The following is a 25700-nucleotide window of genomic DNA, read 5'->3' as shown; positions in this document are numbered from 1 at the left end:
ATCCTGCGGGACCAACGATCGGCAATGTTACGGGGGGCTGCGCTCAGTATTGTCGTGCTCGCGATGGGGGCCGCACTTCTGGGGCTGTCAGGGTGGTTTATTACAGCGGCAGCAGCCGCCGGGCTTGTTGGTGCAGGCGCGGTGTTTGATGTGTTTCGCCCCTCGGCGATGGTGCGATTTCTGGCCCTTGGCCGTGCGGCAGCGCGCTATGGCGAGCGCATGTTAACCCATGATGCGACCCTTCGTGCGCTTGAAACATTGCGATCACGGGTATTGGCAACATATGTAAATGCCCCCTATCCCCGGATGATCCGAATGCGCGGGGCACAGGTTTTAAACCGTTTAACAGCCGATATTGACGCATTGGACGGCGTGTCTTTGCGGTTGGTCCTGCCGATCATTGCCGCAATATCAACGCTGGTGCTGGCCTGTATCCTGTTGTGGTGGCTGGTGGCGCCCGCCATCGGCATCTGGATTGCCGGTGCATATTTGGCCGGTGCAATAGTCATCTTTATATGGATGGCACGGTTTTCCATTCCGCTGTCACGGCGCGAGGAAGTCGCGGCACAGGCTTTTCGCACCCGACTGATCGACTTGATCCGCGCACGGCGCGATTTAGCGGTTTATGGCCATCTGGTGGCGCAAAAAGAACATGTGCGCACCGCCGACACCCGACGCCAAGCTTTGCAACGCCGCTTGGATTATGGCGAGCGACAGGTGGGCGCGTTGCTTGCAATTTTAACAACAATTGTTTCGGCGGGTGCCCTAGGGATCGGCATGATGCTGGTGCAATCCCGGCAAATTGACCCTGCTTTTGCTGCCTTGGGCTTTTTCGCCGCCCTGGCACTGGCAGAAACACTGTTACCATTACGGCGTGCCGTATCGGACCTGGGGCGCATGGCCGATGCCGCCCGGCGGATCAGGCGTGACCTGGCCGATCCCGCTGCCATGCCCGTTCCGCCCGAAAACCCGGCACATCCTGCCCGTGAAACGGATTTACGGGTTACGGATCTAACACTGCAACGCCTGGACTCCGCAGAAGATTCCCTGCCAATCCTTACAGCCCTGTCGCTAGTGGCAAAGCCTGGCAAGACCATTGCGCTTACGGGGCCCAGTGGACGGGGAAAATCAACGCTTTTGTTGGCCATTGCCGGCTTGCACCCCATCACGGCCGGACATATCACAATTGCGGGCAAAGAAATTACAGACTGGTCCGAAGCTGATTTACGCACCTGCCTGACATTACTGCCACAACGCAGCACCCTGATGGCAGGAACAATCGCCGACGCGCTGCGCATGGCAGGACCGGCAGATGATGCACATTTGTGGCGGCTGTTATCCGCCGTGCAGCTTGACACCGTCATCAAGCAAAAGGGCGGACTGTCTGCCATGATCGGCTCGCGCGGTGAAGGCCTGTCCGGTGGCGAGGCACGCCGCCTTGTATTGGCCCGCGCACTGGTCCGCAACCCCAGAATTCTGCTGCTTGACGAACCCACCGAAGGACTTGACGACACCACAGCAAGGGCTGTTTTGCAAGGGATACGGACGGTTCTCCCCAATGCCGTCATTTTGATTGCAGCACACAGGCAGGCAGAGCGTGAGTTTGCGGATCAAATTCTCGAATTAAAATAATTATCGCAATCCAGGGCCATTTTTGACCTCCATCAATGTGCATTTAGGCCAGTATGTTATTATATTCGCGAATAATAATTTACACCGCAGAAGTTCTACCTTAGCGGTAACTGGAGCCAAGAATTATGGAATTTGGCATCGTCGAGCTGTCACGGCTGCAATTCGCCATGACGGCCATGTATCATTTCCTCTTTGTGCCGCTGACCCTGGGTTTGTCCATTGTGGTCGCGATCATGGAGACCGTCTATGTCATGACCAACCGCCCGATCTGGCGGCAGATGACAAAATTTTGGGGTACGCTGTTCGGGATCAACTTTGTTCTCGGCGTTGCGACCGGTATCACAATGGAGTTCCAGTTCGGCATGAACTGGAGCTATTATAGCCACTATGTCGGTGACATTTTTGGCGCGCCTTTGGCAATTGAAGGCCTGATGGCCTTCTTTCTTGAGGCGACCTTTGTCGGCCTGTTTTTCTTTGGCTGGGACAAGCTGGGCAAAGTGGCCCATCTGGTCGTGGCTTGGCTGGTGGCAATCGGGTCCAACTTCTCGGCCCTGTGGATTTTGATCGCCAATGGCTGGATGCAAAACCCGGTGGGCGCACAATTTAATCCGCAAACCATGCGCATGGAAATGACGGATTTCTTTGCCGTGTTGTTTAACGAAGTTGCGCAGGCAAAATTTGTCCACACCGTCAGCGCGGGCTATGTCACGGCAGCGGTTTTTGTCATTGGCGTTTCGGCTTGGTATATGCTCAAGGAACGCCATATCGAACTTGCCCGCCGTTCCATTACGGTTGGCGCGGCCTTTGGGTTGGCGGCAGCGTTTTCGGTGGTGCTTCTGGGCGATGAAAGCGGTTATTCCGCCACCCATAGCCAGAAAATGAAACTCGCCGCGATCGAGGCGATGTGGGATACCGAAAAAGCCCCGGCATCGTTTAACCTGATTGGCTTTCCCGACCAGAAGGCGCGTGAAACGCATTATGCCATCGAAATCCCGTGGGTCATGGGTTTGATCGGCACACGGTCGTTAACAACGGAAATTCCAGGTATCAACCAGCTTGTCGCACAGGCACAGGACCGTATTCGTTCCGGCATTATCGCCTATGATGCCCTGATGCACATTCGGGCCAAAAACGGCGCACCGGACCCAACCGATACCGCCATTTTTGAAAAACACTCCGCCGATCTTGGCTTTGCGTTTTTGCTGAAAAAATACATAGATGATCCACGCCAGGCCACCGACGCCCAAATCGTGGCTGCGGCAAACGACACCGTTCCCACCGTCTGGCCGCTGTTCTGGGCCTTCCGAATCATGGTTGTGCTGGGCTTCGGCTTTATCGGCACAATGGCTTATCTGTTCTATCGGGCCTCGTTCAAGGGCATGAATTATCCGCGCCCGATGCTCAAACTGGCCGTGATCATGATCCCGGCCCCCTGGATTGCCGCCGAAATGGGCTGGTTTGTTGCCGAATTTGGCCGCCAACCCTGGACAGTGGACGGCGTTCTGCCAACCGCATTGTCGGTATCCTCCCTGTCGATCACCGAAGTGTCGCTGACACTGGCTGGCTTTGTGCTGTTCTATACTGTTCTGTTCATCATCGAAATGGGGCTGATGCTGAAATATATTCGCAAAGGTCCGTATCAGGATGTGGAAGAAACCGAAGCCTGGGTGCAACGCCATAAAAATCGGCTGGCGGGCCGGCGCAATGCCGACTCTATCGCCATGCCAGCGGAGTAACGGCCATGATTCTGCATGATTTAATCAGCTATGACGTCTTGCGCGTTATCTGGTGGGGCCTTTTGGGTGTTCTGCTGATCGGGTTTGCCCTGACAGATGGCTTTGATATGGGGGTTGGTGCCCTTATTCCATTTGTTGGTAAAACTGACCTTGAACGCCGGGTTGCCATCAATACTGTCGGCCCGGTCTGGGAAGGCAACCAGGTTTGGTTCATTCTGGGCGGCGGCGCAATTTTTGCCGCCTGGCCGCCGCTTTATGCCGTGTCCTTCTCCGGCTTTTATCTGGCGATGTTTGTTGTTCTGGCGGCCTTTATCGTCCGGCCTGTCGCGTTCAAATATCGCTCCAAACGCGATGATCCGCGCTGGCGCACCGCCTGGGACTGGGCCCTGTTTGCTTCCGGTGCCGTTCCCGCCCTGTTGTTTGGGGTTGCTGTTGGCAATGTCATTCAGGGTGTGCCGTTCCACCTTACCGAAGACCTTCGTTCCGTCTATGAAGGGGCGTGGTATATCAAATTCATCGGCCTGCTAGATCCGTTTTCGCTTCTGGCTGGTGTCGTTTCGCTCTCCATGCTGGTCATGCACGGTGGGGCCTGGCTGACCCTGAAAGCCGAAGGGGCCGTCCAGCATCGTGCCCGGACCATTGGTTCGGTTGCGGCCCTGCTGGCGGTGGTGGCCTATGCTCTGGCCGGGGTCTGGATGGCTTATGGCATTGAAGGCTATCGTATCGTTGGTGATTATATCACCACCGGTCCATCCAACCCGTTGCACTTCAATGTAGAAAAAACCGCAACATGGTTAACAGCCTATGGTGAACGTCCCTGGATCGCGATTGCACCGGCAATGGGCATTGTCGGCGGTTTGCTGACCTTTTTGGGCTTGCGGGCCGGGCGCGAAATTTCGACATTGCTGTTCTCCAAGATGGCTATTCTGGGGGTTATTTCCTCGGTCGGGCTAACGATGTTTCCCTTCATCATGCCCTCTTCGTCCCATCCGCAGTCATCATTAACGGTGTGGAACAGTTCATCGTCCCAATTGACCCTGTTCATCATGCTTGTGGTCACGGTGATCTTTATGCCGCTGATCCTAATGTACACCGCCTGGGTCTATAAGGTGCTGTGGGGCAAGGTCACAACAGCCAGCGTTCATGATAACTCGCACTCGGTCTATTGACCGGAAAGGACGGAAAACATGTGGTATTTTGCATGGATCCTCGGTCTGCCTTTGGCCGCCATATTTGCCGTATTGAACGCGATGTGGCTGGAACTGCGGGAAGACCAAAAACTTCTGAACCATAACAACGACGCAGAACCGCGCAGGACGCAATCCTAGCAGCACAGCAGGTGTATATTGGCAGGGACTTACAATGCGTCCCTGCCAATATTGCTGGCCAGTTTTTATGATATACCCCGTTTATGTGCCACATCCCAAAACGCCTGCAGTAGACAAAACACGTTCATCAATTCCACTCCGTCTTATCGCAAAACCGTCCGTTATCCTCGTTCACTGCACAATGTCCATATCGTCCGAATTTACGGCTTTCCGGTCGGACACTGTCCGGAATACGGACACTCTTTTCAGCTCCACTGAGTTAGAAAAGAAATAAAAAGCCGCATAATCAGATTGTTAGAACATCTATAAACTGACTGGCACGTTGATTGCCCTCTTTCATGTGCGATCCGGGAGGGATCGTCCAACAAGGAGGAACAATAATGAACGTGCAGAATAAAAACGCGCGTAACGTTCAGGTTCTCGGTATTGATGCTGGTGGAACCATGACCGATACATTCTTTGTCGATGCAAGCGGCGAATTCGTGGTCGGCAAAGCGCAATCAACCCCCCAAAACGAGGCCATCGGCCTGATCAATTCCAGTCGCGACGGTTTGTCGCTGTGGGATATGGATATGTCCGAGGCTCTTGGGCAATTGCAGACCGGCGTTTATTCCGGCACTGCGATGCTCAACCGTGTCGTACAACGCAAGGGCCTGAAATGCGGCCTGATCGTCAATGCAGGCATGGAAGATTTCCATCGTATGGGCCGGGCAATCCAGTGTTATCTGGGTTATGCCTATGAGGATCGCATCCATCTGAATACCCATGCCTATGACCCGCCCCTGGTACCTCGGCAGCTCACCCGGGGCGTGGTGGAGCGTGTTGATATGTCGGGCACGGTCGTCATTCCGCTGCGCGAAGAAAGCGCACGCCAGGCAGCGCGGGAACTGATCGCAATGGATGTTGAAGGCATCGTGATCAGCCTGCTTCATTCCTATAAGAACTCGACGCATGAACGCCGCACACGCGACATCGTGCTTGAGGAAATTGCCAAAAGCGGCAAGAATATCCCGGTTTTTGCCTCGGCGGATTATTATCCGGTGCGCAAGGAAACACACCGCACCAACACCACCATTCTCGAAGGCTATGCTGCCGAACCCTCGCGCCAGACCCTGAAAAAAATCTCGGATGCCTTCAAGGAACAGGGCACCAAGTTTGACTTCCGCGTTATGGCAACACATGGCGGCACCATTTCCTGGAAAGCAAAGGAACTTGCCCGCACCATCGTTTCCGGCCCGATCGGGGGCGTTATCGGGGCCAAATATCTTGGCGAAGTTCTCGGTTATAAAAATATTGCCTGTTCCGATATTGGCGGAACCTCCTTTGACGTTGCCCTGATCACCCAGGGTGAGCTTACCATCAAAAACGATCCCGATATGGCCCGTCTCGTCCTCTCGCTGCCCCTGGTGGCGATGGATTCCGTCGGGGCCGGTGCGGGTTCCTTTATCCGGCTTGATCCCTATACAAAGGCCATCAAACTCGGGCCGGATTCCGCAGGCTATCGCGTGGGTGTGTGCTGGGCAGACAGCGGCATTGATACCGTGACAATTTCGGATTGCCACATGGTTCTAGGCTATCTCAACCCGGATAACTTCCTTGGCGGGGCTGTTAAGCTTGATCGTCAACGCTCTGTTGATGCCATCAAAACACAGCTTGCCGATCCGCTTGGGCTTTCGGTCGAGGATGCCGCCGCAGGTGTGATCGAACTGCTTGATTCCGACCTTCGGGATTATCTGCGGTCTATGATTTCGGGCAAAGGTTATTCGCCAGGCAACTTCGTATGCTTCTCTTATGGCGGTGCCGGTCCGGTCCATACATATGGCTATACCGAAGGACTGGGCTTTGAAGATGTCATCGTGCCGGCATGGGCGGCCGGTTTCTCGGCATTCGGCTGTGCCGCAGCCGATTTTGAATATCGCTATGACAAGTCGCTCGACATCAATATCGCCCCGGATGCCTCTGACGCGGAAAAAATAGCCGCCTCGAAAGTGCTGCAGGAAGCCTGGGAAGAGCTGACCGAACGCGTGCTCGAAGAATTCAAGCTTAATGGCTATGACGCGGACAAGGTTCAGCTTCAGCCGGGCTATCGCATGCAATATCGCGGACAGCTCAACGATCTTGAAATCGAAAGCCCGATCCATTCGGCATCAACTGAAGCCGACTGGGAAAAGCTGGTCGAGGCCTATAACAATACTTATGGCCGGGTTTATTCCGCCAGCGCACGCTCGCCTGAACTGGGTTATTCGGTAACAGGCGCGATCATGCGTGGCACCGTCCCCATCCCCAAACCAACCATCCCGAAAGAAGAGCTGCAATCCGAAACCCCGCCCGAAGAGGCAAAGCTCGGAACACGTCAGTTCTATCGCAAGAAACGCTGGATGGAAGCACAGCTCTATCGCATGGAATCGCTGCTGCCAGGCAATCACGTCACAGGGCCGGCAATCATTGAATCTGATGCGACCACTTTCGTCGTCCCCGATGGTTTCGAGACATGGCTCGATGAACATCGTTTGTTCCACCTGAAGGAAGTCTGAGCATCCGCTGATAGCGACGGAATGCCAACCCTCATGCCTGAATAAGGAACGACATTATGAATATCTCCCTGGATAACAAACACTCACAGGATACCGCCAACGGTATTGTGCGCGGTGGAGAAACCCTCAAGGAACATCGCGACCGCCTGATGGAAGCAACAAAACGGACCAAGCACTATGCCGGTCTGGAAAGGATGGAACTGCGCGACAGCGACCCCATCCTTTATAATAAACTCTTTTCGCGCCTTCGGGCCGGTGTGGTTGATGCCCGCGAAACCGCCAAAAAAATCGCGGCCTCCCCGATTGTTGAACAGGAAGGCGAGCTTTGCTTCACCCTTTATAATGCGGCAGGCGACGCGATCCTGACCTCGACAGGCATCATTATCCATGTCGGCACGATGGGCGCCGCGATCAAATACATGATCGAGAATAACTGGGAAGCCAATCCCGGTGTGCGCGACAAGGATATTTTCTGCAACAATGACTCCCTGATCGGTAACGTTCACCCGTGTGACATTCACACCATCGTGCCAATCTTCTGGGAAGGTGAACTGATCGGTTGGGTCGGCGGTGTAACCCATGTCATCGATACTGGCGCAGTCGGCCCGGGCTCGATGGCAACCGGCCAGGTGCAGCGTTTTGGCGATGGCTATTCGATCACCTGCCGCAAGGTTGGCGAAAACGATACGCTGTTTCGCGACTGGCTGCATGAAAGCCAGCGCATGGTGCGCACCACGCGTTACTGGATGCTTGATGAACGTACACGCATCGCAGGCTGCCACATGATCCGCAAGCTTGTCGAGGAACTAATCGCCGAAGAAGGCATCGATTCCTACTGGAAGTTCGCCTATGAATCCGTCGAGCATGGTCGCATCGGGTTGCAGAACCGCATCAAGGCCATGACCATTCCCGGCAAATACCGGCAGGTCGGCTTTGTCGATGTTCCATACAACCACGAAGATGTGCGCGTCCCTTCCGACTTTGCCAAGGTCGATACCATCATGCATGCCCCCTCCGAGATTACCATTCGTGGGGATGCGACATGGCGTCTTGATTTTGAAGGCTCAAGCCGCTGGGGATGGCATACCTATAACGCTCATCAGGTCAGCTTTACATCCGGTATCTGGGTGATGATGACGCAAACCTTGATCCCCTCGGAAATGATCAATGATGGTGCAGCTTATGGGACCGAATTCCGCCTGCCCAAAGGCACCTGGATGAACCCCGATGACCGCCGGGTTGCGTTTTCCTATTCCTGGCACTTCCTTGTTTCCGCCTGGACAGCCTTGTGGCGGGGGCTCTCGCGGTCCTATTTCGGTCGTGGCTATCTCGAAGAAGTTAATGCCGGTAACGCCAATACATCCAACTGGTTACAGGGGGGCGGCTTTAACCAGTATGATGAAATCCATGCCGTAAACTCGTTTGAATGTGCAGCCAATGGTACCGGAGCAACTGCCGTGGGTGACGGGCTTTCCCATGCTGCGGCGATCTGGAACCCGGAAGGTGACATGGGCGACATGGAAATCTGGGAACTGGCCGAACCCCTTGTCTATCTGGGCCGACAGATCAAGGCATCGTCGGGTGGTTCGGGCAAATATCGTGGCGGGTGCGGCTTTGAAAGCCTGCGCATGGTCTGGAATGCCAAGGACTGGACGATGTTCTTCATGGGTAACGGCCATATTTCCTCGGACTGGGGACTGATGGGGGGGTATCCGGCATCATCGGGCTATCGCTTTGCCGCGCACGAGACCGGCCTCAAAAAAATGATCGAGGATGGAAAGGATATTCCACTTGGCGGTGATACCGATCCGCAAAATCCGGTCTGGGATTCCCTTATCAAAGAAGCGGTCATCAAACGCGACAAACAGGCCATCACGACCGAGGAAATGTTTGCCGATTACGACCTTTATCTCAACTATATGCGGGGCGGCCCCGGATTTGGCGATCCGCTTGATCGTGATCCGCAGGCTGTCGCGGATGATGTAAATGGCGGTTACGTTCTTGAACGTTTCGCCCGGCAGGTCTTTGGCGTTGTCCTTCAGAAGGGCGACGACGGTGCAACGGTTGATGTCGCCGCAACCGATGCCGAAAGACAGGCCATCCGCAAGGCCCGTATCGCCAAAGCCGTTCCGGCCCGTGAGTGGATGAAAGCCGAGCGGGAAAAAATTCTTGCCAAAGATGCCGAAACCCAAGTCCAGCAGATGTTTGCGGCCTCCTTCAAACTTGGGCCGCGCTTTGAAAAGGAATTCCGGGAGTTCTGGGACCTGCCGGAAAGCTGGACGCTAAAAGAGGAAGAACTCGGCATCCCGAGTTACGGCGCCAACTATTCGATGGATGTCTCGGAACTGCCGGACGTCAAGACCGTGCAATTCGTTGACGAATAAGAATAACGGACAGTCCGAATACGGGCACTGCGTTCCGTATCGGCGTGCCACCCCTTCCAGGAGGAATATCATGACAAGCTATACTCGCGCCAAAATCTCCGATCTCATCGACGGCAAGATTGATCCTGATACCCTGCATCAGATGCTCTCCACCCCCAAAGACCCGGAACGCTTCCAGACCTATATTGAAATTCTGCAGGAACGGATGCCCTGGGATGAAAAAATCATCCTGCCGCTGGGGCCAAAGCTGTACATCGTGCAGCAAAAACAGTCGAAACAATGGACAATTCGCTGTGAATGTGGCCATAATTTCTGCGATTGGCGTGAAAACTGGAAACTTCATGCCCTGGTCAGTGTTCGAGATACGCCAGAACAGATGGAAGAAATTTATCCCCGTCTCATGGCTCCGACACCAACCTGGCAGGTCATCCGCGAATATTATTGCCCTGAATGCGGTACTCTGCATGATGTGGAAGCACCAACACCTTGGTATCCAATCATCCGCGACTTCGAGCCGGATATAGACACTTTCTACAAAGAGTGGCTCGGGCTCCCTGTCCCGGAACGAAGCGACGCCGCGTAACGCATATACCAGAATATAAGGACGAGTGCGGTTCTTGCGGATCGCGCTCGTCGATCAGCAGGAGAGCACTTGATGGATAAAGTCTTTTCGACGGCGACATCGGCACTTGCAGATGATCTTAAGGACGGAATGACAATCATGTCAGGTGGCTTTGGACTTTGCGGGATTCCCGATTGAGGGAAAAGCAGAAACCGATTTGATCGATGCTGGCAAGCAAACTATCACCGAGTCAAAATAAGCTATTTTTCCTCGGCTGAAAGTTTTTCCAAGATCCGTGGCGACCCCGCCAACTGGATGATCCCGGGCAAGATGGTCAAGCAATGGGCGGCGCAATGGACCTTGTTGCCGGCGTCAAACGTGTTGTCTTCGTCATGGAACACGCGGCACGAGGCTAATCAAAACTTCTGTCAGAATGCACGCTTCCCCTGAAGGCATACCCGTAAAGGCCTCAGATTAGAGAATTCAATGACATGAGAACCGCACAAAAAAGCCTGGCAGCATGATGTCTCGTGTTGCCAGGCTTTTATTATGATAATCCGTGACAAAAATTTGACCCCGCGCGCGCCAATCCCGTGTCACTCAGTGCATAATCCCGTATCGTTCAAGACGCAAATAAAGTGTCGAACGCGCTATGCCAAGCTGTTTGGCCGCTTCGGTCAAATTCCCATTGCACTGGGTCATGGCTGCCCGAATGGCCGTTTCTTCCACACGTTGCAAAATATTTGTGTGACCATGCCCTGTTCGATCCCGAACATCCGCACTCAGCTCCGGCGGAATATCCTGCATTCCAATATTACCGCCACGATTGAGTGCCACAGCCGTTTCGACAACATTGCGCAATTGCCGCACATTGCCAGGCCATGTGTAACGGCAAAACACATCAAGCACCTCATTGGTAAAATGCGGATTGGGCCGCCCCATCCGATGCACGGCATTCTGCGCAAAATGCTCAGCCAGAAGTGCGGCATCATCACCTCTCTCACGAAGGGCGGGAATGCCTACCGTTGCAACGGCAATCCGGTAATATAAATCACTTCTGAACCGGCCTTCCGCTATTTCGGACTGCAGCGAACGATTGGTCATCGAGACAAGGAAAAACTGAACTTTCTGTCCATCCTGTGACCCCACCGGATAAACAACACCATCTTCCAGCACCCGCAAAAGATAGGGCTGTAATTCAAGTGGTAACTCGCCAATTTCATCAAGGCAAAGTGTTCCACCCTTCGCCGCAATGATTTTTCCTTCCCGCCCGCGAATATCGGCACCGGTAAAGGTTCCCTTGGCATATCCAAACAACTCGCTTGCAATCAGGTCTTTGGCAATACCGCCACAATTAACCGGCACAAACGGACTTTGCGGTGCATTGGCGGCCTGGTGTATTGCGCGCGCGAACAGTTCCTTGCCCGTACCGGTTTCCCCTTCAAGAAGAACCGGCAGGCCTGCTTCAACAAACTGGCGAGCGCGTTCTTTCGCCCCCCGCAAGGCAGGACTTTCTCCCAGAATTTCGACAAAGGATACAGTGCGTTCCAGGGACGGCGAGCGGGGCACGAATTTGGATGACACCTTTCTGCTCTGCCGCCTGGCCAGAACGATGGCCCCGATACTCGTCCCATCATTCTGGATCAGATTGAGTTCGGTATTGGATAGTCCCTGACGAAATGTATTCTGCCATTCTTCTGGCGGTTTCATTTCGATCTGCGTCTGAAGCCCGCTTTCCTGCAAAAGCATCTCAAGATTATTATCGTCAGTGGCATGGACAATCTGTCCATAACGATCCAGAACAATCATATCCTCGTTCAGCCAAACCGCACGCTTGCTCAGGAACTGGCGCAAAAGCACCTCATGCTCCATTCGCAATTGACGATCAATCGCTGCTTCGATCTCGCTGCCGACCGAAACCGCCAGGGCCATGCTCTGTGGGTTAAATGATTGTGCCGGGCCAGAAACGTCCACAACGCCAATCAAACGTCGTTTTACCGGGTTAAAAACCGGCACGGCGGCGCAAGTCCAGCGTTGCACGCCCTCACAATAATGTTCACTGCCATGAATATGAACGGCCGTTTTCTCAACCAGGGCCGTGCCAATGGCATTGGTACCAATCCTTGCTTCGTTCCAGTCACCTCCCAATTCAAGATGATTATCCCGCCCCGCATCGATAACGCGCGCATCTCCTTCGGTCGCAACAATATGTCCTGTATCATCAGCAAGGATCAGCATCGAGTTCGCATCAGCAAGAAAATGACGGGACCGCTGCAAAGCCGGAAGGGCCGCAGAGATCATGTCAGCACTATGTAATTTACGACGATGCAGATGACCTTCATCAAGCACAGGTGCCTGATTCTGGGCAACATTCACCCGCTGTTCTGCAGAACGTTGCCAGGATTGAGCGACAACACGACGAATTTTGGTGGTCGACAACAAACCATCGCTGACAAAACGTTCCCAGGCACGTTTTATTTCCAACTCCATTCGCGCCTCCTCCCGAGAAGCAGCAAAATTTCCCTCATCATCTCAATATTATTTTTTAGTTGCGTGGTGAGGATTAGTATCAAGCGAAAGATCATACCCCAACGACAGGCCCAATAGAAGGAGCAAGTGGCCTGCTCACGATTTGCGCGTTAATGCGCCCACCGCAAGGGTAAGACAGATTTGAACCTTGTACCTTGAGGGTCTTTTTATTTGGATTACCGCAGTTTTTTCGGCCTTTTGGCGATAAGCGAACGACTATATAGGAAGAATACAGCCCGAAAGACAGTCCGAAACGCAAAAACGCCGCACTCATTTAATTACGACCTCAGACTGCTGACAAACGCCTCGCCAAGAGCGGGGAGTTTGATTCAATAAGGCATGCTCAAAAAACCTTCCGTCCCTCAAACCGAACTTGAGATGATAACGTGGGACAGTCTGGTTCCGACCGACCATCTGTTTCGTAAAATTGATGCCGTTATCGTGATGTCATTGTGGCACAGGATATTTTTGATATCATTGTCGAACAGGCGATCGGACTGGGAAGTTGTTGCCAAATCCCGCGCGGATTATTGGAACGCCCCTGATCTGGCGATTGAAGAAGATCGGGCCGTACATAGCAAAAAGCTGGCAGAAATTGCGCGGCAAGCCTGGACACAAAAGCCGTTCAGATTCAGTCATGATCCGCACCATCAAATGCCGGGACCAAACATTTAAAACAGAATAGATCATGATCAACATTGAGAAGTCATCTCGCCAAATAATGCCGTCCTGAGATCGACACGCTAGAACTTGAAACTGACTTCCACACCTGCATTACGACCTTCTCCTGCCTGAATCGTCGTGGCAGAATTCTGGTAAGTTTTGTAATCCTTATCGAAGATATTTTCGACAAACGCTGCAAGCGCAGGTCATTCCATTCATAACCCAGCCGGAAGTCAAACAATGCGTAAGAGTCTTGCGCATAAGCATTATTTACATCCAGATAGGATTTCCCGTAATAGTTAACATCCAGACGGGGAATAATCGTCTTGGGAAGCCCCGGAATTTCCCAATAGTACTGGATTGCTGCATTTGTGCTTACACGCGGGGAATAAGGGGTCCAATTCCCGTCAAGAGAGTCCGTTGTATTCAACTCGGAATGGTTCAGATTAACCCCGCCCGACAGTTCAAGCGCATCGGTCAGGAAAGCACGCCCGTTAATTTCCATCCCCATAGACTCGGCATCACCGTAATTGCGCAAAACCTGTTGACCGCCGACACCTGTATAAAGCTGGATATCGGAAATATCGATATAATAGACCGATGCTTCGAGTTGCAGTTTGTGATTCAGGAAATTGCCACGTAAACTGGTTTCGTAGTTCCATGAATATTCGGGATCATAGGGAACTTCGGCGGCAGAATTTGGCGCAGTCCGGTTAAAACCACCAGGCTTGTAACCTCTACTAATCGTCGCAAACTGGCTGAAGTTATCTGCCCATTGATATGTCGCGCCTGCTTTCGGTGAAAAAGTCGACCATGAATCGTCTGCAATCATTGACAGGCCACCGGTTTCATTAAAATTGAAATCGGCCTTATCGACAGAATAACGTCCACCGGCAGTCAAAGCCAGACGATCCGTTGCAGCGTACGTACCTTCGCCAAAAACGGCATAACTTTCCTGATCAACATCCGCGACATAAGGATTGAACGTAGAGAAAGAAACCGCATCGCGCTTGAAAGAGACCTTTTCGGCATAAATACCGGCCACACCCGATAACGCGCTGTTTTCTGGCTCGAAAGACAACCGCAGTTCCTGGGAAATGCTATCCTGATCCTCGTTCTGACGCGCAACAAAAACCCGGTTCATTTCCCTCTTTTGCGCACCGGTAATTGACGTCAGTTTCATCTCACCGAAGTCATAGCTAACATTCAGGTCTGCACCACGCGAACGTCTGTCAGTGCGATCTGTCGCCGGAAGGGTAAAAGGGCCAACAGTTGTTGTCGTACTGGCCTTTTTTGACTTCCAATTATTTTCGTTAAAAAAAACCTCTTCAGCAATATCCCGGTCATAACGCAATCCCAATGTCACATCCAGAGGGCTGCCGTGACATCCGGACGGTCTCCTCCCCGTCAGACAAAGCCGTTGACAACTGCTCGCATCCTGTTAACCTCCTTATTGAAAAAATTCATAACAATAATAAAAATTCAATCAAGCTTAGACCGGATCCCATAAGGGCCGGTCCAACGTCAAAAAATGAATACCCCGGCCAATACCGGGGTTTGGGAGGAAAAATGAAAAAGGCTCTCTCCATCGCCACGGCGCTGGTCGTTCTCGGCGTAGCCGGATCCGCCAGCGCGCAGGACACCCCCGCATTCCACTGTGAACCGGGTGAAACCTATTACATGAACGTCATGATGAGCGGCATCGAGTACTGGAAGCCGGTCTACGAAATGTTCGAACAGGCCGCGCATCAACTTGGCTGCGAGGCCGAGTTCACCGGGACGCCCGAATACGACGTGAACAAGCAGCTCACGTCGTTCGAGCAGGTCCTGGTCCGCTCCCCTGCCGGCATCCTGCTGCATCCAATGAACCCCGACCCCTTCGTCGAGCCAATCAACCGCGCCACAGCCAACGGCACGCCTGTCGTGACCTTCGCCGCAGATTCGCCGAACAGCAACCGCGTCGCCTACGTTACCTCCGATAACAACCGTGAAGGCCGTGCTGCAGCTGATGCCATTGCCGAGGCAATGGGCGGCAAGGGTACCTATGCCGTTCTCGAAAACCCCGGCCAAGACAATCACGACCGCCGCGTGAAAGCCTTCATCCAGCGCATGAAGGACAAGTGGCCCGATATGACCCTGGCGGGACGGGCGATCACCAACCAGGATCCCAACAAAGCCTATCAGGCGGTCAGCAGCCTGGCACAGGCCCACCCGGACCTCGGTGCCGTCTTCATGCCCGAGGCAACCTCAGCTATCGGCGCGTCCCAAGCCGCTTTAGAAGCCGATCAAAACATCAAAGTGATGTGCGTCGATGTGAACGCCAAGGTCCTGGACCTCATCAAGGCGGGCGACATGTTCGGGGCCATCAACCCGAACCAGGGCATCCAGGGCTATATGGGGTTCATGGCCTTGTTCCTGGCCGCACATCCCGGCCTGATCGACCCCATGAACGACTATAAGCGGACGGGCAAGAACCCCTTCAGCTTCCCCTTGCTCGACAACGGCTTCTCGATGGTGACGCCCGAGAACGCGGACGACTTCCGTTGGAATGAGTACAAGGCCCGTCGCGACGGCTGACAGGTCCGTCCACACGCCTGACATCCAACGTCCGCAAAGGGGCCGACGCCGCCGAACCATATGTCGGCCCCGTCAAAGGAGGTATATATGTACAGCACTCCTGTGCTTGAATTGCGTCAAATCTCCAAGTCGTTCGGTCCCGTGAAGGCCCTGCGAGGCGTGGATTTCTCGGTTCGGGCCGGTGAAATCCACGCCCTCGCCGGAGAGAACGGCGCTGGCAAGTCCACTCTCATGAACATCGCCGACGGCATTTTGCATCCAGATTCCGGAGAGATCCGCGTCGACGGGCGGCCGGTCTCAATCACCAGCCCCCTGGAAGCGCAACGCCTCGGCATCGGGCTCGTCCACCAGGAAATCGCCCTGTGTCCGGATGTGACGGTGGCGGAAAACATCTTTATGGCCGCGACGGCGCTGTCCCCGCGCCTCTTCACCGACCAGAGGGCCTTGGCGACCAAAGCGCAGCAGGTCATGGACCGACTCTTGCCGATCCCGGTCGGTACGATGGTGCGCAGGTTGTCCATCGCCGAACAGCAACTGGTGGAAATCGCCAAGGCGCTCACCCTGGACTGCAAGGTCCTCATCCTGGACGAACCAACGGCGGCACTGACGGAGACCGAAGCGGAAACCCTGTTCGGCTTGATGAAGACGTTCCGCGACCAGGGCATGGCGCAGATCTACATCAGCCACCGTATGTCCGAGATTTTTGATTTGTGTGACCGGATCACGGTATTCCGCGACGGGCAGCACGTCAGCACCAACGCCATCGCTGACATGACGCCCAGCAAGGTGGTGGACAATCTGGTGGGACGCACGCTCGACCAGTTGTTTCCCGCCAAGGCAGAGCGTCTCGACGAGACGCCGGTCCTATCGGTACGCGGGTTGTCGGACAACGGCGACCTCGACGCCATTTCCTTCGACCTCCGGGGCCGAGAGATCCTGGGCATCGCCGGATTGATCGGCGCCGGACGGACGGAAATCGCCGAAACCGTATGCGGCCTGCGCCCCAAGGCAAGCGGCGACATCGTATTGAACGGCAAAGCCGTGTCCATCCAGCACTTTGCTGACAGCATCGAGGCCGGCATCGTCTACCTGTCGGAGGACCGCAAGGGCGCGGGCCTGTTCCTCGATCTGCCCATCGCCCAGAACATCACGGCGCTCGACACGCGCATGGCATCGCGCGGCGGGTTTCTCAAGCCAGCCGAGGAAGAGCGCATGGCCATCGCATTGGGGAAACGTGTCGGCCTAAAGTGCGGATCCATCCAAGACCCGGTCTCAACCCTATCGGGCGGCAACCAGCAAAAGGTCGCCATCGCCCGGATGCTGGCCGTCCGCCCACGCCTCGTCTTTCTGGACGAACCCACCCGCGGCGTTGACGTGGGCGCCAAGGCCGAAATCTACGACATCGTTCGCGACCTGGCCGAGCATGGAACGGGTGTCGTCGTCATCTCGTCGGAATTGCCGGAATTGATCGGTCTCTGTGACCGTATCCTGGTGATCCACGAAGGCCGGATGGCCGGCGAGGTGTGGGGCGACGCCATGACAGAAGAAACCATTATGCACATAGCATCCGGCCTGGGCGCCACGTCGCCCCAGCCGCAACCAGCCACCGTCTGAAGCGGTCGGGAGGAAACAAAGACAATGCAAACCACAACGACCTCACCCTTACCCCCGGCCGCTTCCGACCGGACCACTGCCAGCGGTCTGCTGCACAAGATGTTCCACCAGCGCGAGGCAGGCCTAGTGGCCATCATCCTGGTGCTGTTCATCGCCATGAGCTTCGCATCGCCATACTTCCTGACATGGCCCAACATCAAGGCCATGCTCATGTCTTTCGCCGTCGAGGGCATCGTGGTCGTGGGCATGACCGTATTGCTCATCGTCGGCGGTCTCGACCTGTCGGTCGGTGCCGTGGTGTGCCTGTCGATGGTGGTGGGCGGGCAGGTTTTCCTGGCCGGCTTCGACCCCTGGACCGCCAGCTTGGCCGGGCTTGCCGCCAGCGGTTTGGTGGGCGTGGGAATCGGCTTCTGCGTCACCCGGATCGGCTTGAGCCACTTCATCGCCTCGCTGGCCGCGATGGTCATCGTGCGTGGCCTGTGCATGGTCGTAACCGGCGGGACTCCGCTGTCGCTGTTCAGCTTGCCACCGGAGTTCAAGTTCATCGGCCAAGGCGACATTTTCGGCCTGCCGGTGGTCATCCTCATCTTCGCCGGAATCGTTATCCTGTTCGACGTGTTGCTGCGGCGGGCGACCTTCTTCCGCAAAATCGTCTATACCGGCAGCAATGAGAAGGCCGCAGCCTACGCTGGCATCCGTACGGATCGGGTGAAATTCATCGCCACCGTCTTCACGTCTCTCATGGCGGGGCTGGCGGGCGTCATCTACATGGCGCGCCTGAGCTCGGCAACCCCCTCCTTCGGTGTCGGCATGGAGCTGAACGTCATCGCCGCAGCCGTCATCGGTGGCGCCAGCCTGAAGGGCGGCACCGGCTCCATCATCGGGGCAGTGCTCGGAATCGCGCTGCTATCCATCGTGACCAGCTCGCTAATTCTGTTAAATGTTTCGGCCTATTGGCAGGAAATGACCAAAGGTATCATTCTGCTTGCAGCAGTGTCCTTCGACCATATCCTGAACCACTACAGGGCGCGCTGATACCAGCGCCTGCGAAAGGACCAGAAACGCCATGACCATGCCCGACCAGGACAAAAACGACGATCTGCACCGCATCTACCGGGTGCTGAACCTCTATTACGTCGAGAACCGCAAGCAGGCGGAAATCGCCCGAATCATCAACCAATCGGTGGGGACCGTGAACCGGCTCATCAAGTTGGGCCGGGACATAGGGATGGTGGAGATCACCATCCGCAGCCCTTTCGACACGGCTGCCGACCTCTCGCGGCGTCTGGTGGACCGGAGCACTCTGCACCGGGCGGAGATCGCCACAACCGTCTCGTCGACGGACGATGGTGCCAACCTGCGCAGCGCCGGTCGGGCCGCCGCCGCCATGTTGGCGGAACATCTGCGTGACGGCCTTGTCATCGCCATTACCGGCGGCAAGGGCGTCAGCTCCTTGATCGATGCCCTGGAGATAAGCCGCAAGTACGATGTGACGGTCGTTCCCCTGACAGGGGGGGTGCAAGGTAAGCACTACACCGACGTGAACCACCTTTCGACCGTTCTGGCGGGTAAACTTGGCGGGACGGCGCATCTGGTTCATGTGCCCATGTTTGCCTCCTCCGAAGCGGAGAGGGAGGCCTTGATGGGCGTGCGCTCCTGCGTGGAGGCGTTCGATCTCGCGCGACGGGCCGACATTGCCATCGTCGGCATCGGCTCCATACACGCCGATGTCTCAAGTTATTTTGACCTGACGCCGCGCACCCGAGAGGACCGCGAGGGTATCCGGGCATCAGGTGCCGAGGCAGAACTCGTCGCGCACCTGCTAACAGCCGACGGCGCCGTCGCCGACTACATCCTGAATCGCCACCTCGTCAGCTTGAAACCGGACGAACTGGCCCGCATCCCGTTCTCTTTCAGCGTCGCTACCGGACCGGACAAAACCGACGCCATCGCCAGCGTCCTGCGCGGCGACTACCTCACCGCGCTGGTCACCGACGAGGCCACGGCCGGTCGTGTCCTCCAGTGTCTGGACCGCACCAGCCCGCCCCCTAAAACTTCGGAACTCTCATGACTGCATTCACAGCAATCGGCGCCGCTGGACGGCGCGAGCGGTTGACCCGACTGGCTGCACAGCCAGACCTCGACATTCTCGTCATCGGTGGCGGGATCAACGGCATCTCCGCTTTCCGCGAACTCGCCCTTCAGGGGCTGAGGGTCGCCCTCGTCGAAAAGAACGACTACTGCCACGGCGCCAGTGGCGCCCTGTCCCGCATGGTCCACGGCGGCCTCCGCTATATGGAAACCGGCGAGTTCAAGCTGGTCCGCGAGGCCCTGGCCGAGCGCAATCGCCTGCTGCGGAACGCACCCCATTACGTCGGTCCACTGGCAACGACGGTGCCTCTGTTCGATTATGCGTCCGGCCTGACCAGTGCTCTGCAACGTTTCCTGCGACTGACGGAAAAGCCGTCGCGCCGAGGAGCGGCGCTGGTGAAGGTGGGTCTGACGCTCTACGATTGGTTCACGCGCGGGACTTCGGGCATGCCCGGGCATGGGTTCGCCGGCCGCGCCGCAACCTTCCGCCGCTGGCCCAACCTCAATCCGGATGTCCGCTGCACCGCGACGTATTACGATGCCCAGATCACATACCCCGAGCGCCTCGGCCTCGAAATGATACAGGATACCGTGACCGCTTGCCTTGACGCCACGGCCCTTAATTACGTCGCGTTCAACCGGCTTGAGGCCAACGGCGCGGTTATCCTGCATGATTGCGTGACCGGTGACGACATCACCGTCCGGCCGAAGCTGGTCATCAACGCCGGTGGCGCCTGGACCGACATAGCCAACGAAAGCCTGGCCGAGGGGGCCCCACGGTTGATCGGCGGCACCAAAGGCTCTCACCTCATCGTCGACAACCCCAAGCTCTACGATGAGTTGGGAGACCACATGATCTATTACGAGAACCAGGAGGGCCGCGTCTGCATCCTGTTCCGCTACTTCGACCGCGTACTGATCGGCTCCACCGATATTCGGGTCGACACACCGGACACGGTGCGCTGCGAGGACGAGGAACGCGCCTATATCCTCGAATCCGTCCGTTTTGTCTTCCCTTCCATCGAGATCACGCCAGACCAGATCGTCTATACTTTTTCCGGCGTGCGGCCTTTGCCCTATAGCGATGACGGACCCACCGGCCGCATTTCCCGCGACCATTCCGTCCAAGCCCTGGAGCCAACGGCGACGCGCCCCTTTCCCGTGCTCTGTCTGATTGGTGGGAAATGGACCACCTTCCGGGGCTTCGGCGAACTGGTGGCCGACGACGTGCTGGCGCGCCTTGGCCGTGATCGCACCGTCGATACCAAGGAAATGCCCATCGGCGGCGGCCGCGACTTTCCTGCCCCTACCGCGCGGTCTGACGCAATCGCCGAACTGGCACGCGCCCACGGTCTGTCCGAGGCTCGCGCCCAGACGCTGTTCGCCCGTTACGGCACCGGTGCCCGCCAGGTCGCCAAGACCCTGGCAACCGAAGGCGACACGCCGCTGAAGTCCCTGCCCGAGTACAGCTGCGGGGAACTCATTCATTTGATCCGTCACGAGGATGTTGTGATGCCGGCGGACCTGTTGATCCGCCGGACCGCCATCGCCATAACCGGTCGCCTGTCCACCACAACGGTGCGCGAGGTGCTCGCGATCATGGCCGACACCTGCGGCTGGTCTGCCGAATACGTCCGTGGGGAGTATGAAACACTCCGCGATCTGCTCGCCACGCGCCATCGCGTCACCCTGGCGCCTCTGCCCGAAGCCGCAGAAACCCTGCAATCCTAAAGGAGCCCTTCATGCCGTCCACCTGGAAAGCCCGCCTCAACCGCATGTTCCGCAACGGCAAGTGCCTGGATGTTGCCATCGACCACGGCATCTTCAACGAGCCGACCTTCATCCCCGGCTTGGAGGATATTGACGGTGTGGTCGGGCAACTCGTCAAAGCCATGCCGGATGCCATCCAGACCAATTACGGCCAGGCGGACACCCTTCAGCGGGTCGAGACACCTGAGAAGCCGGCGCTGGTCCTGCGGATCGACGTCGGTAACGCCTACAACACCATCCGTCACCGTGAAATGTGGAGCATCCTGCAAAACCCGGAGGAGCCGCTTGTCGGCGCCATCCAGATGGACGCCGTCGCCGTGGTCGTGAACATGTATCTCATCCCGAACGAACCGGGCCTGTTGCGCCAATCCATCGAGAACGTTTCCAAGGTGCGGCGCGAGTGCGAAAAGTACGGCATGCCGCTGATGCTAGAACCGCTGGTCATGCAGGCGCCCAGCGAGAAGGGCGGCTACCTGGTTGACGGTGACACCGACAAGATCGTCGCAATGGTTCGCACCGCCCGGGAACTTGGGGCCGATGTCATAAAGGCCGACCCGACCGACAACGTCGAAGACTTCCACAAGGTCGTCGAGGCCGCACGGTGCCCGGTGCTGGTGCGTGGCGGAGGCAAAGGCGAGATCGGCAAGGTCTTCGAGAAATCGGTCGCCCTGATGGGCCAAGGCGCAAACGGTATGGTCTATGGCCGCAACGTCTACCAGCATGACAATCCCGCACGCGTCGCTGCCGCTCTCAAGGCAATCATTCATGACGGCGCCGATGCGACACGCGCATTGGAGATCTACAACAGCAAATAATACCGCCGCGCGCCGCCGACAAAAAAAGCAAGACAGCACGGTGGCGCGCGCTCTGACGCAGAATGCGTCTGCATGGGAGGAAGTCATGTCTCAATACCTGCTAGGCATTGATGCCGGCAACACCATGGTGAAGGCCGTTCTGTTCACCGTAGATGGTAACCAAGTCGCAGTAAGTTCATCGCCGGGCCGCACCTACCGACCGCACCCGGGACACGTCGAACGCGACATCTCGGAACTGACGGCCGGCCTCCGTCACGCCATCGCCGAGTGCCTCAACATGGCCGGGATCGACGCAAAGGACATTTGCGGCGTCGGCGCGGCGGGGCACGGCAACGGTCTATACATGCTCGATCGCGACGGCCGACCGCTCAAAGGGATCCAATCCATCGACACCCGTGGAACCACCATTGTCGACAGCATGAACAGGGCGCGGCAAACGGCGCACGAGATGTCATTGCAGAAGGTGTGGGCGGCGCAGACACCGGTACTTCTCCGCTGGATGAAGGAGCACGAACCCGACCTGCTGGCCCAGGCCGGTGCCTTGCTCTTGTGCAAGGATGTCATCGTCAATTATCTGACGGGCGTGATATGTACCGATATCTCCGATGCCTCCATCGCCGGACTGATTCGCTTTCCCGAACGGCGATACGACGCCGACCTGCTGGCGATCTACGGCATCGGCGACCTGTTGGAGAAATTGCCTCCGGTGCGCGAAACCTGCGACATCGTCGGCCATGTCACGGAGGCGGCTGCGCGGGAAACCGGCCTCGCCGCCGGGACACCGGTCGTGGCGGGTATGATCGACATCGTGGCCAGCGCGCTTGGCTCTGGTGTGTCCCGGGTGGGCGAGGCCTCGGTCGTGGTGGGTACGTGGAGCATTAATCAGATCATCGTCGACCGGCCTAAGCTCGACGACCTGGTGTTTATGACCACGCCTTTCGGCCGCGACCGATACATGGTGGTCGAAGCCAGTCCCACGTCGGCGGCGAATCTGGAGTGGTTCTTGCGCACCTTTGGGGTGTACGACGACGAACCGGGCGATCCGGCGGCAGCGTGCAGCAAGGCCGTGGCCAGCGTGACCCCGACGACGGGGCTTCCTCTGTATCATCCTTACCTCTACGGTAGCGCCTTCGACGGCAACGCGCGCGGAGGTTTTTACAATCTTACGGAGTGGCACACCCGGGCAGACGTTCTCTATGCGCTGTTCGAGGGCGTGACCTTTGGGCACCGCCATCACCTCGACACCCTACGCGCCGCCGGTGCCCAGGTAGACGAGGCGGTACTCTCCGGCGGCGGCGCTCGCAGCGAGATCTGGCCGCAGATGTTCGCTGACATTCTGGGCATTCCGATCACGACCAGCCATTGCACCGAAACGGGCGCCTTGGGCGCCTGCGTCGCCGCCGCCGTCGGGCTGGAGCTGTTTCACTCTCTGCGCGCGGCGACGGACGCCATGGCGACGCGAGCACATCATTTCGAGCCAGGCCGCTTCGATGCCACGGTCCTGAACGCACGCTATGCGGCCTTCCGCAACTTGGCTGAAACCATGGCCCCCGCTTGGGCTGCCTCGGCGAGGTCTTAGACAGGGATCGGTCACGGCACCATCGGTATGGAGAACAGGGGGCAAGGATTGCCAGCTCGATCTGTTCAGTCACCAAACCTCGACCCGCGGTTTCAAACCCAACCAATCGCGTCGGATCTTCGTCGAGTTTGCCAATGAGCTAATAACACAACTGCGCCTGCGCGCCCTGAAAGGCTCCGACCTGGCCCGGGCCCTCGGATTTCCGAGTGTATCTATCGCTGCCAACCGAACAGACATCTTGCTGATCGGTGCCGGCAAGCCCGGCATGGTGATATAGATCGTATCGCCTCTATGGCTATTTGCGCCTGCATGTCTTTCTGCGCAAGGAAGGTCTCGTGGTCAATGCCAAGCGAACCTATCGCCTTTATTGTGAAGAAGGACTTCAGGTGCGTCGCCGCAAACGCAAACGGCTGACGCATCGGGATCGCATTCCCCTCGCAACAGCCGTGCGCCCCAGCCAGCGCTGGTCTTTGGACTTGGTTTCGGATGGCTTGTGGAACGGGCGTAGGTTCCGGGTTTTGAATATTGTCGATGTTTGAATGGTCGAAAAAAAAACGGGGTGAAGCTACGGTTTATCCAGCCCGGCAAGCCGACACAGAATGCCTATGTGGAATCGTTCAACGGCTAGTTCCGGGATGAATGTCTCAATGAGAACTGGTTTGCAAGCATCCACGAAGCCCGCAAGACCATTGAGGACTGGCGAAAATACTATAACACCGTCCGGCCCCACTCGGCGCTGGACGACGAAACCCCGGCCGCCTTCGCCGAACAATTCCATCGACGGGGACGCGACCTCCAGTCGCCTCCGGCTCCTTGCGGTCTCGTCCCCGTCGTGGCAAAAGTATCAACGAAACCACTCACCCTGTAAGTGAGACTGTTCCGGGGGGAGGGTCATATCGACAAACGCGAAATGTATATTTCCAGCTACTGGAAACTCTGCGCAAACGAGGAAGCCCACAAATCGGTAAAGCGGGAAGATGCCGAAAGGGAGGAAGCCGCCTGATCGTTCTTCCTGAGCAAAAGGTCTTGAACAAAACATGATATCGATAAAAGCAGATCCGTCATCGAGTCTGCTTTTTCTTATCAAAATCCTAACCAAAATGCCAAAATTACCCGATCACGGATTATCCCGATAAAACGGTGTATCACAATATCTTCATCTTTGGCCGCAGCCCAACTGGCAACAGTTTTGGCTGCCGAAGAAGCCGACCAAAGCACTCCCAAGAAACTTCCTTAGAGAGATGTTGATGGCCTATAATGGGAGGCTATCAACCTTCTAGGAGTTACGACTGTATAACACTGACTTCTTCATCCTGGAAAACTATTTCTGTGCCATCAAGCTCCGTATTATTTATCCAGATCGAACCGTACTATTTCTTTAAAAACACCCAACTGCATATTACTTTTAATAGCCATCTGCGTAAAATTTTCGCCAAATCTTCTCACGGCAAAGCGGCACATCAAACTAAACATAAGAATGATAAAAAACCAAAGTGGCCCAGCATACGTGACTGCCTGTAGAAAATTTACAATCCACTTATTATTCGCAAAAAAATCAGCCCAGAACTGAATTTTCAATAAATAAGCAAGGCTATAGAAGAAAAAATAAACAAAAGAAAAACAAAAATAAAACAGCAAAAAATAGCGAATTCTCATACAGCCATTCCCCTTCCCATCTTCAAAATAGATAATGTAAGGAATTCAACCTACGTTATTCGGCATTAAACAAGATACTGAATTTCATGCCCAGTGACAAATTAGCCATACGACATGTCTTTTCTCTTTACCCCAAAACAAAAAACGCCGCATCTGTAAGGATGCAGCGTTTTTTAGGGTCTGTGATCAGGGAATATGTTTTTGACTGTGTTTAGAAGGCCCGGCGGTGA

The 25700-nt window shown here is 56.0% G+C and carries 17 protein-coding genes and 3 pseudogenes; 18 read left to right on the top strand and 2 right to left on the bottom strand.

Annotated elements, in window-relative coordinates; all coding sequences use genetic code 11:
• Nucleotides 1-24: 24 nt before the first annotated feature.
• The 9 genes and pseudogenes from LF95_RS21585 to LF95_RS23725 all read left to right on the top strand — a co-directional run.
• On the top strand, nucleotides 25-1632 hold the full coding sequence (locus LF95_RS21585; RefSeq protein ID WP_215905732.1) for an amino acid ABC transporter ATP-binding/permease protein: 1608 nt from the start codon (nucleotides 25-27) through the stop codon (nucleotides 1630-1632).
• A gap of 125 nt (nucleotides 1633-1757) precedes the next feature.
• Nucleotides 1758-3368, top strand: a complete 1611-nt coding sequence (locus tag LF95_RS21580; RefSeq protein ID WP_073957280.1) for a cytochrome ubiquinol oxidase subunit I — start codon at nucleotides 1758-1760, stop codon at nucleotides 3366-3368.
• Nucleotides 3369-3373: 5 nt separating this feature from the next.
• Entirely contained in the window at nucleotides 3374-4537 is a 1164-nt protein-coding gene (cydB, locus tag LF95_RS21575; protein ID WP_073957279.1) for a cytochrome d ubiquinol oxidase subunit II, read from the top strand.
• Nucleotides 4538-4555: 18 nt separating this feature from the next.
• The gene (cydX, locus tag LF95_RS21570) at nucleotides 4556-4696 is read left to right on the top strand and encodes a cytochrome bd-I oxidase subunit CydX (RefSeq protein ID WP_073957278.1); all 141 of its coding nucleotides are present in this window, start codon (nucleotides 4556-4558) and stop codon (nucleotides 4694-4696) included.
• A 380-nt stretch (nucleotides 4697-5076) separates the two neighbouring features.
• Nucleotides 5077-7230, top strand: a complete 2154-nt coding sequence (locus LF95_RS21565) for a hydantoinase/oxoprolinase family protein (RefSeq protein ID WP_073957277.1) — start codon at nucleotides 5077-5079, stop codon at nucleotides 7228-7230.
• A gap of 56 nt (nucleotides 7231-7286) precedes the next feature.
• A complete protein-coding gene (locus LF95_RS21560; protein WP_073957276.1) occupies nucleotides 7287-9614 on the top strand; it encodes a hydantoinase B/oxoprolinase family protein in 2328 nt (775 codons plus the stop codon).
• Between the two features lie 70 nt (nucleotides 9615-9684).
• Nucleotides 9685-10197 (top strand): acetone carboxylase subunit gamma, encoded by a 513-nt coding sequence (locus tag LF95_RS21555; protein WP_073957275.1) that lies wholly within the window; start codon nucleotides 9685-9687, stop codon nucleotides 10195-10197.
• A 72-nt stretch (nucleotides 10198-10269) separates the two neighbouring features.
• Nucleotides 10270-10374, top strand: a complete 105-nt coding sequence (locus LF95_RS23665; RefSeq protein ID WP_083607886.1) for a CoA-transferase — start codon at nucleotides 10270-10272, stop codon at nucleotides 10372-10374.
• A pseudogene (locus tag LF95_RS23725) lies at nucleotides 10331-10589 on the top strand (succinyl-CoA--3-ketoacid-CoA transferase); the annotation flags it as partial. The gene LF95_RS23665 and the pseudogene LF95_RS23725, both read left to right, overlap by 44 nt.
• Before the next feature lie 187 nt (nucleotides 10590-10776).
• Here LF95_RS23725 and LF95_RS21545 read toward each other — a convergent pair.
• Nucleotides 10777-12666, bottom strand: coding sequence for a sigma-54-dependent Fis family transcriptional regulator (locus LF95_RS21545; RefSeq protein ID WP_073957274.1), 1890 nt, complete (start codon nucleotides 12664-12666; stop codon nucleotides 10777-10779).
• Nucleotides 12667-13139: 473 nt separating this feature from the next.
• Here LF95_RS21545 and LF95_RS23720 point away from each other — a divergent pair.
• Nucleotides 13140-13290: pseudogene (locus LF95_RS23720) on the top strand (IS5/IS1182 family transposase); the annotation flags it as partial.
• 121 nt (nucleotides 13291-13411) lie between these two features.
• Here the strand turns inward: LF95_RS23720 and LF95_RS21535 are convergent.
• Nucleotides 13412-14728 (bottom strand): TonB-dependent receptor, encoded by a 1317-nt coding sequence (locus tag LF95_RS21535; protein WP_143182142.1) that lies wholly within the window; start codon nucleotides 14726-14728, stop codon nucleotides 13412-13414.
• A 209-nt stretch (nucleotides 14729-14937) separates the two neighbouring features.
• Between LF95_RS21535 and LF95_RS21530 the strand changes: the two genes are divergently transcribed.
• The 8 genes and pseudogenes from LF95_RS21530 to LF95_RS23595 form a co-directional block, all read left to right on the top strand.
• The gene (locus LF95_RS21530) at nucleotides 14938-15945 is read left to right on the top strand and encodes a substrate-binding domain-containing protein (RefSeq protein ID WP_073957272.1); all 1008 of its coding nucleotides are present in this window, start codon (nucleotides 14938-14940) and stop codon (nucleotides 15943-15945) included.
• A gap of 87 nt (nucleotides 15946-16032) precedes the next feature.
• The gene (locus LF95_RS21525) at nucleotides 16033-17559 is read left to right on the top strand and encodes a sugar ABC transporter ATP-binding protein (protein ID WP_073957271.1); all 1527 of its coding nucleotides are present in this window, start codon (nucleotides 16033-16035) and stop codon (nucleotides 17557-17559) included.
• 24 nt (nucleotides 17560-17583) lie between these two features.
• A complete protein-coding gene (locus tag LF95_RS21520) occupies nucleotides 17584-18594 on the top strand; it encodes an ABC transporter permease (protein ID WP_083607884.1) in 1011 nt (336 codons plus the stop codon).
• A 31-nt stretch (nucleotides 18595-18625) separates the two neighbouring features.
• Nucleotides 18626-19630, top strand: a complete 1005-nt coding sequence (locus tag LF95_RS21515) for a sugar-binding transcriptional regulator (protein ID WP_073957270.1) — start codon at nucleotides 18626-18628, stop codon at nucleotides 19628-19630.
• Entirely contained in the window at nucleotides 19627-21381 is a 1755-nt protein-coding gene (locus tag LF95_RS21510; protein WP_083607883.1) for a glycerol-3-phosphate dehydrogenase/oxidase, read from the top strand. Before LF95_RS21515 ends, LF95_RS21510 begins: the two co-directional genes overlap by 4 nt.
• An 11-nt stretch (nucleotides 21382-21392) precedes the next feature.
• Nucleotides 21393-22235 carry a class I fructose-bisphosphate aldolase gene (locus tag LF95_RS21505; RefSeq protein WP_073957269.1) on the top strand — a complete coding sequence of 281 codons (843 nt, stop codon included), beginning with the start codon at nucleotides 21393-21395 and terminating at the stop codon, nucleotides 22233-22235.
• An 85-nt stretch (nucleotides 22236-22320) separates the two neighbouring features.
• Nucleotides 22321-23814, top strand: a complete 1494-nt coding sequence (locus tag LF95_RS21500) for an FGGY-family carbohydrate kinase (RefSeq protein WP_073957367.1) — start codon at nucleotides 22321-22323, stop codon at nucleotides 23812-23814.
• A 281-nt stretch (nucleotides 23815-24095) separates the two neighbouring features.
• Nucleotides 24096-24682: pseudogene (locus LF95_RS23595) on the top strand (integrase core domain-containing protein); the annotation flags it as partial.
• Nucleotides 24683-25700: the final 1018 nt, after the last annotated feature.

The sequence above is a fragment of the Thalassospira sp. TSL5-1 genome, from assembly GCF_001907695.1.
Classification (GTDB): Bacteria; Pseudomonadota; Alphaproteobacteria; order Rhodospirillales; family Thalassospiraceae; genus Thalassospira.
The sequence above is the reverse complement of the archived record's forward strand: the minus strand, read 5'-3'. Positions and strand labels throughout refer to the sequence as shown.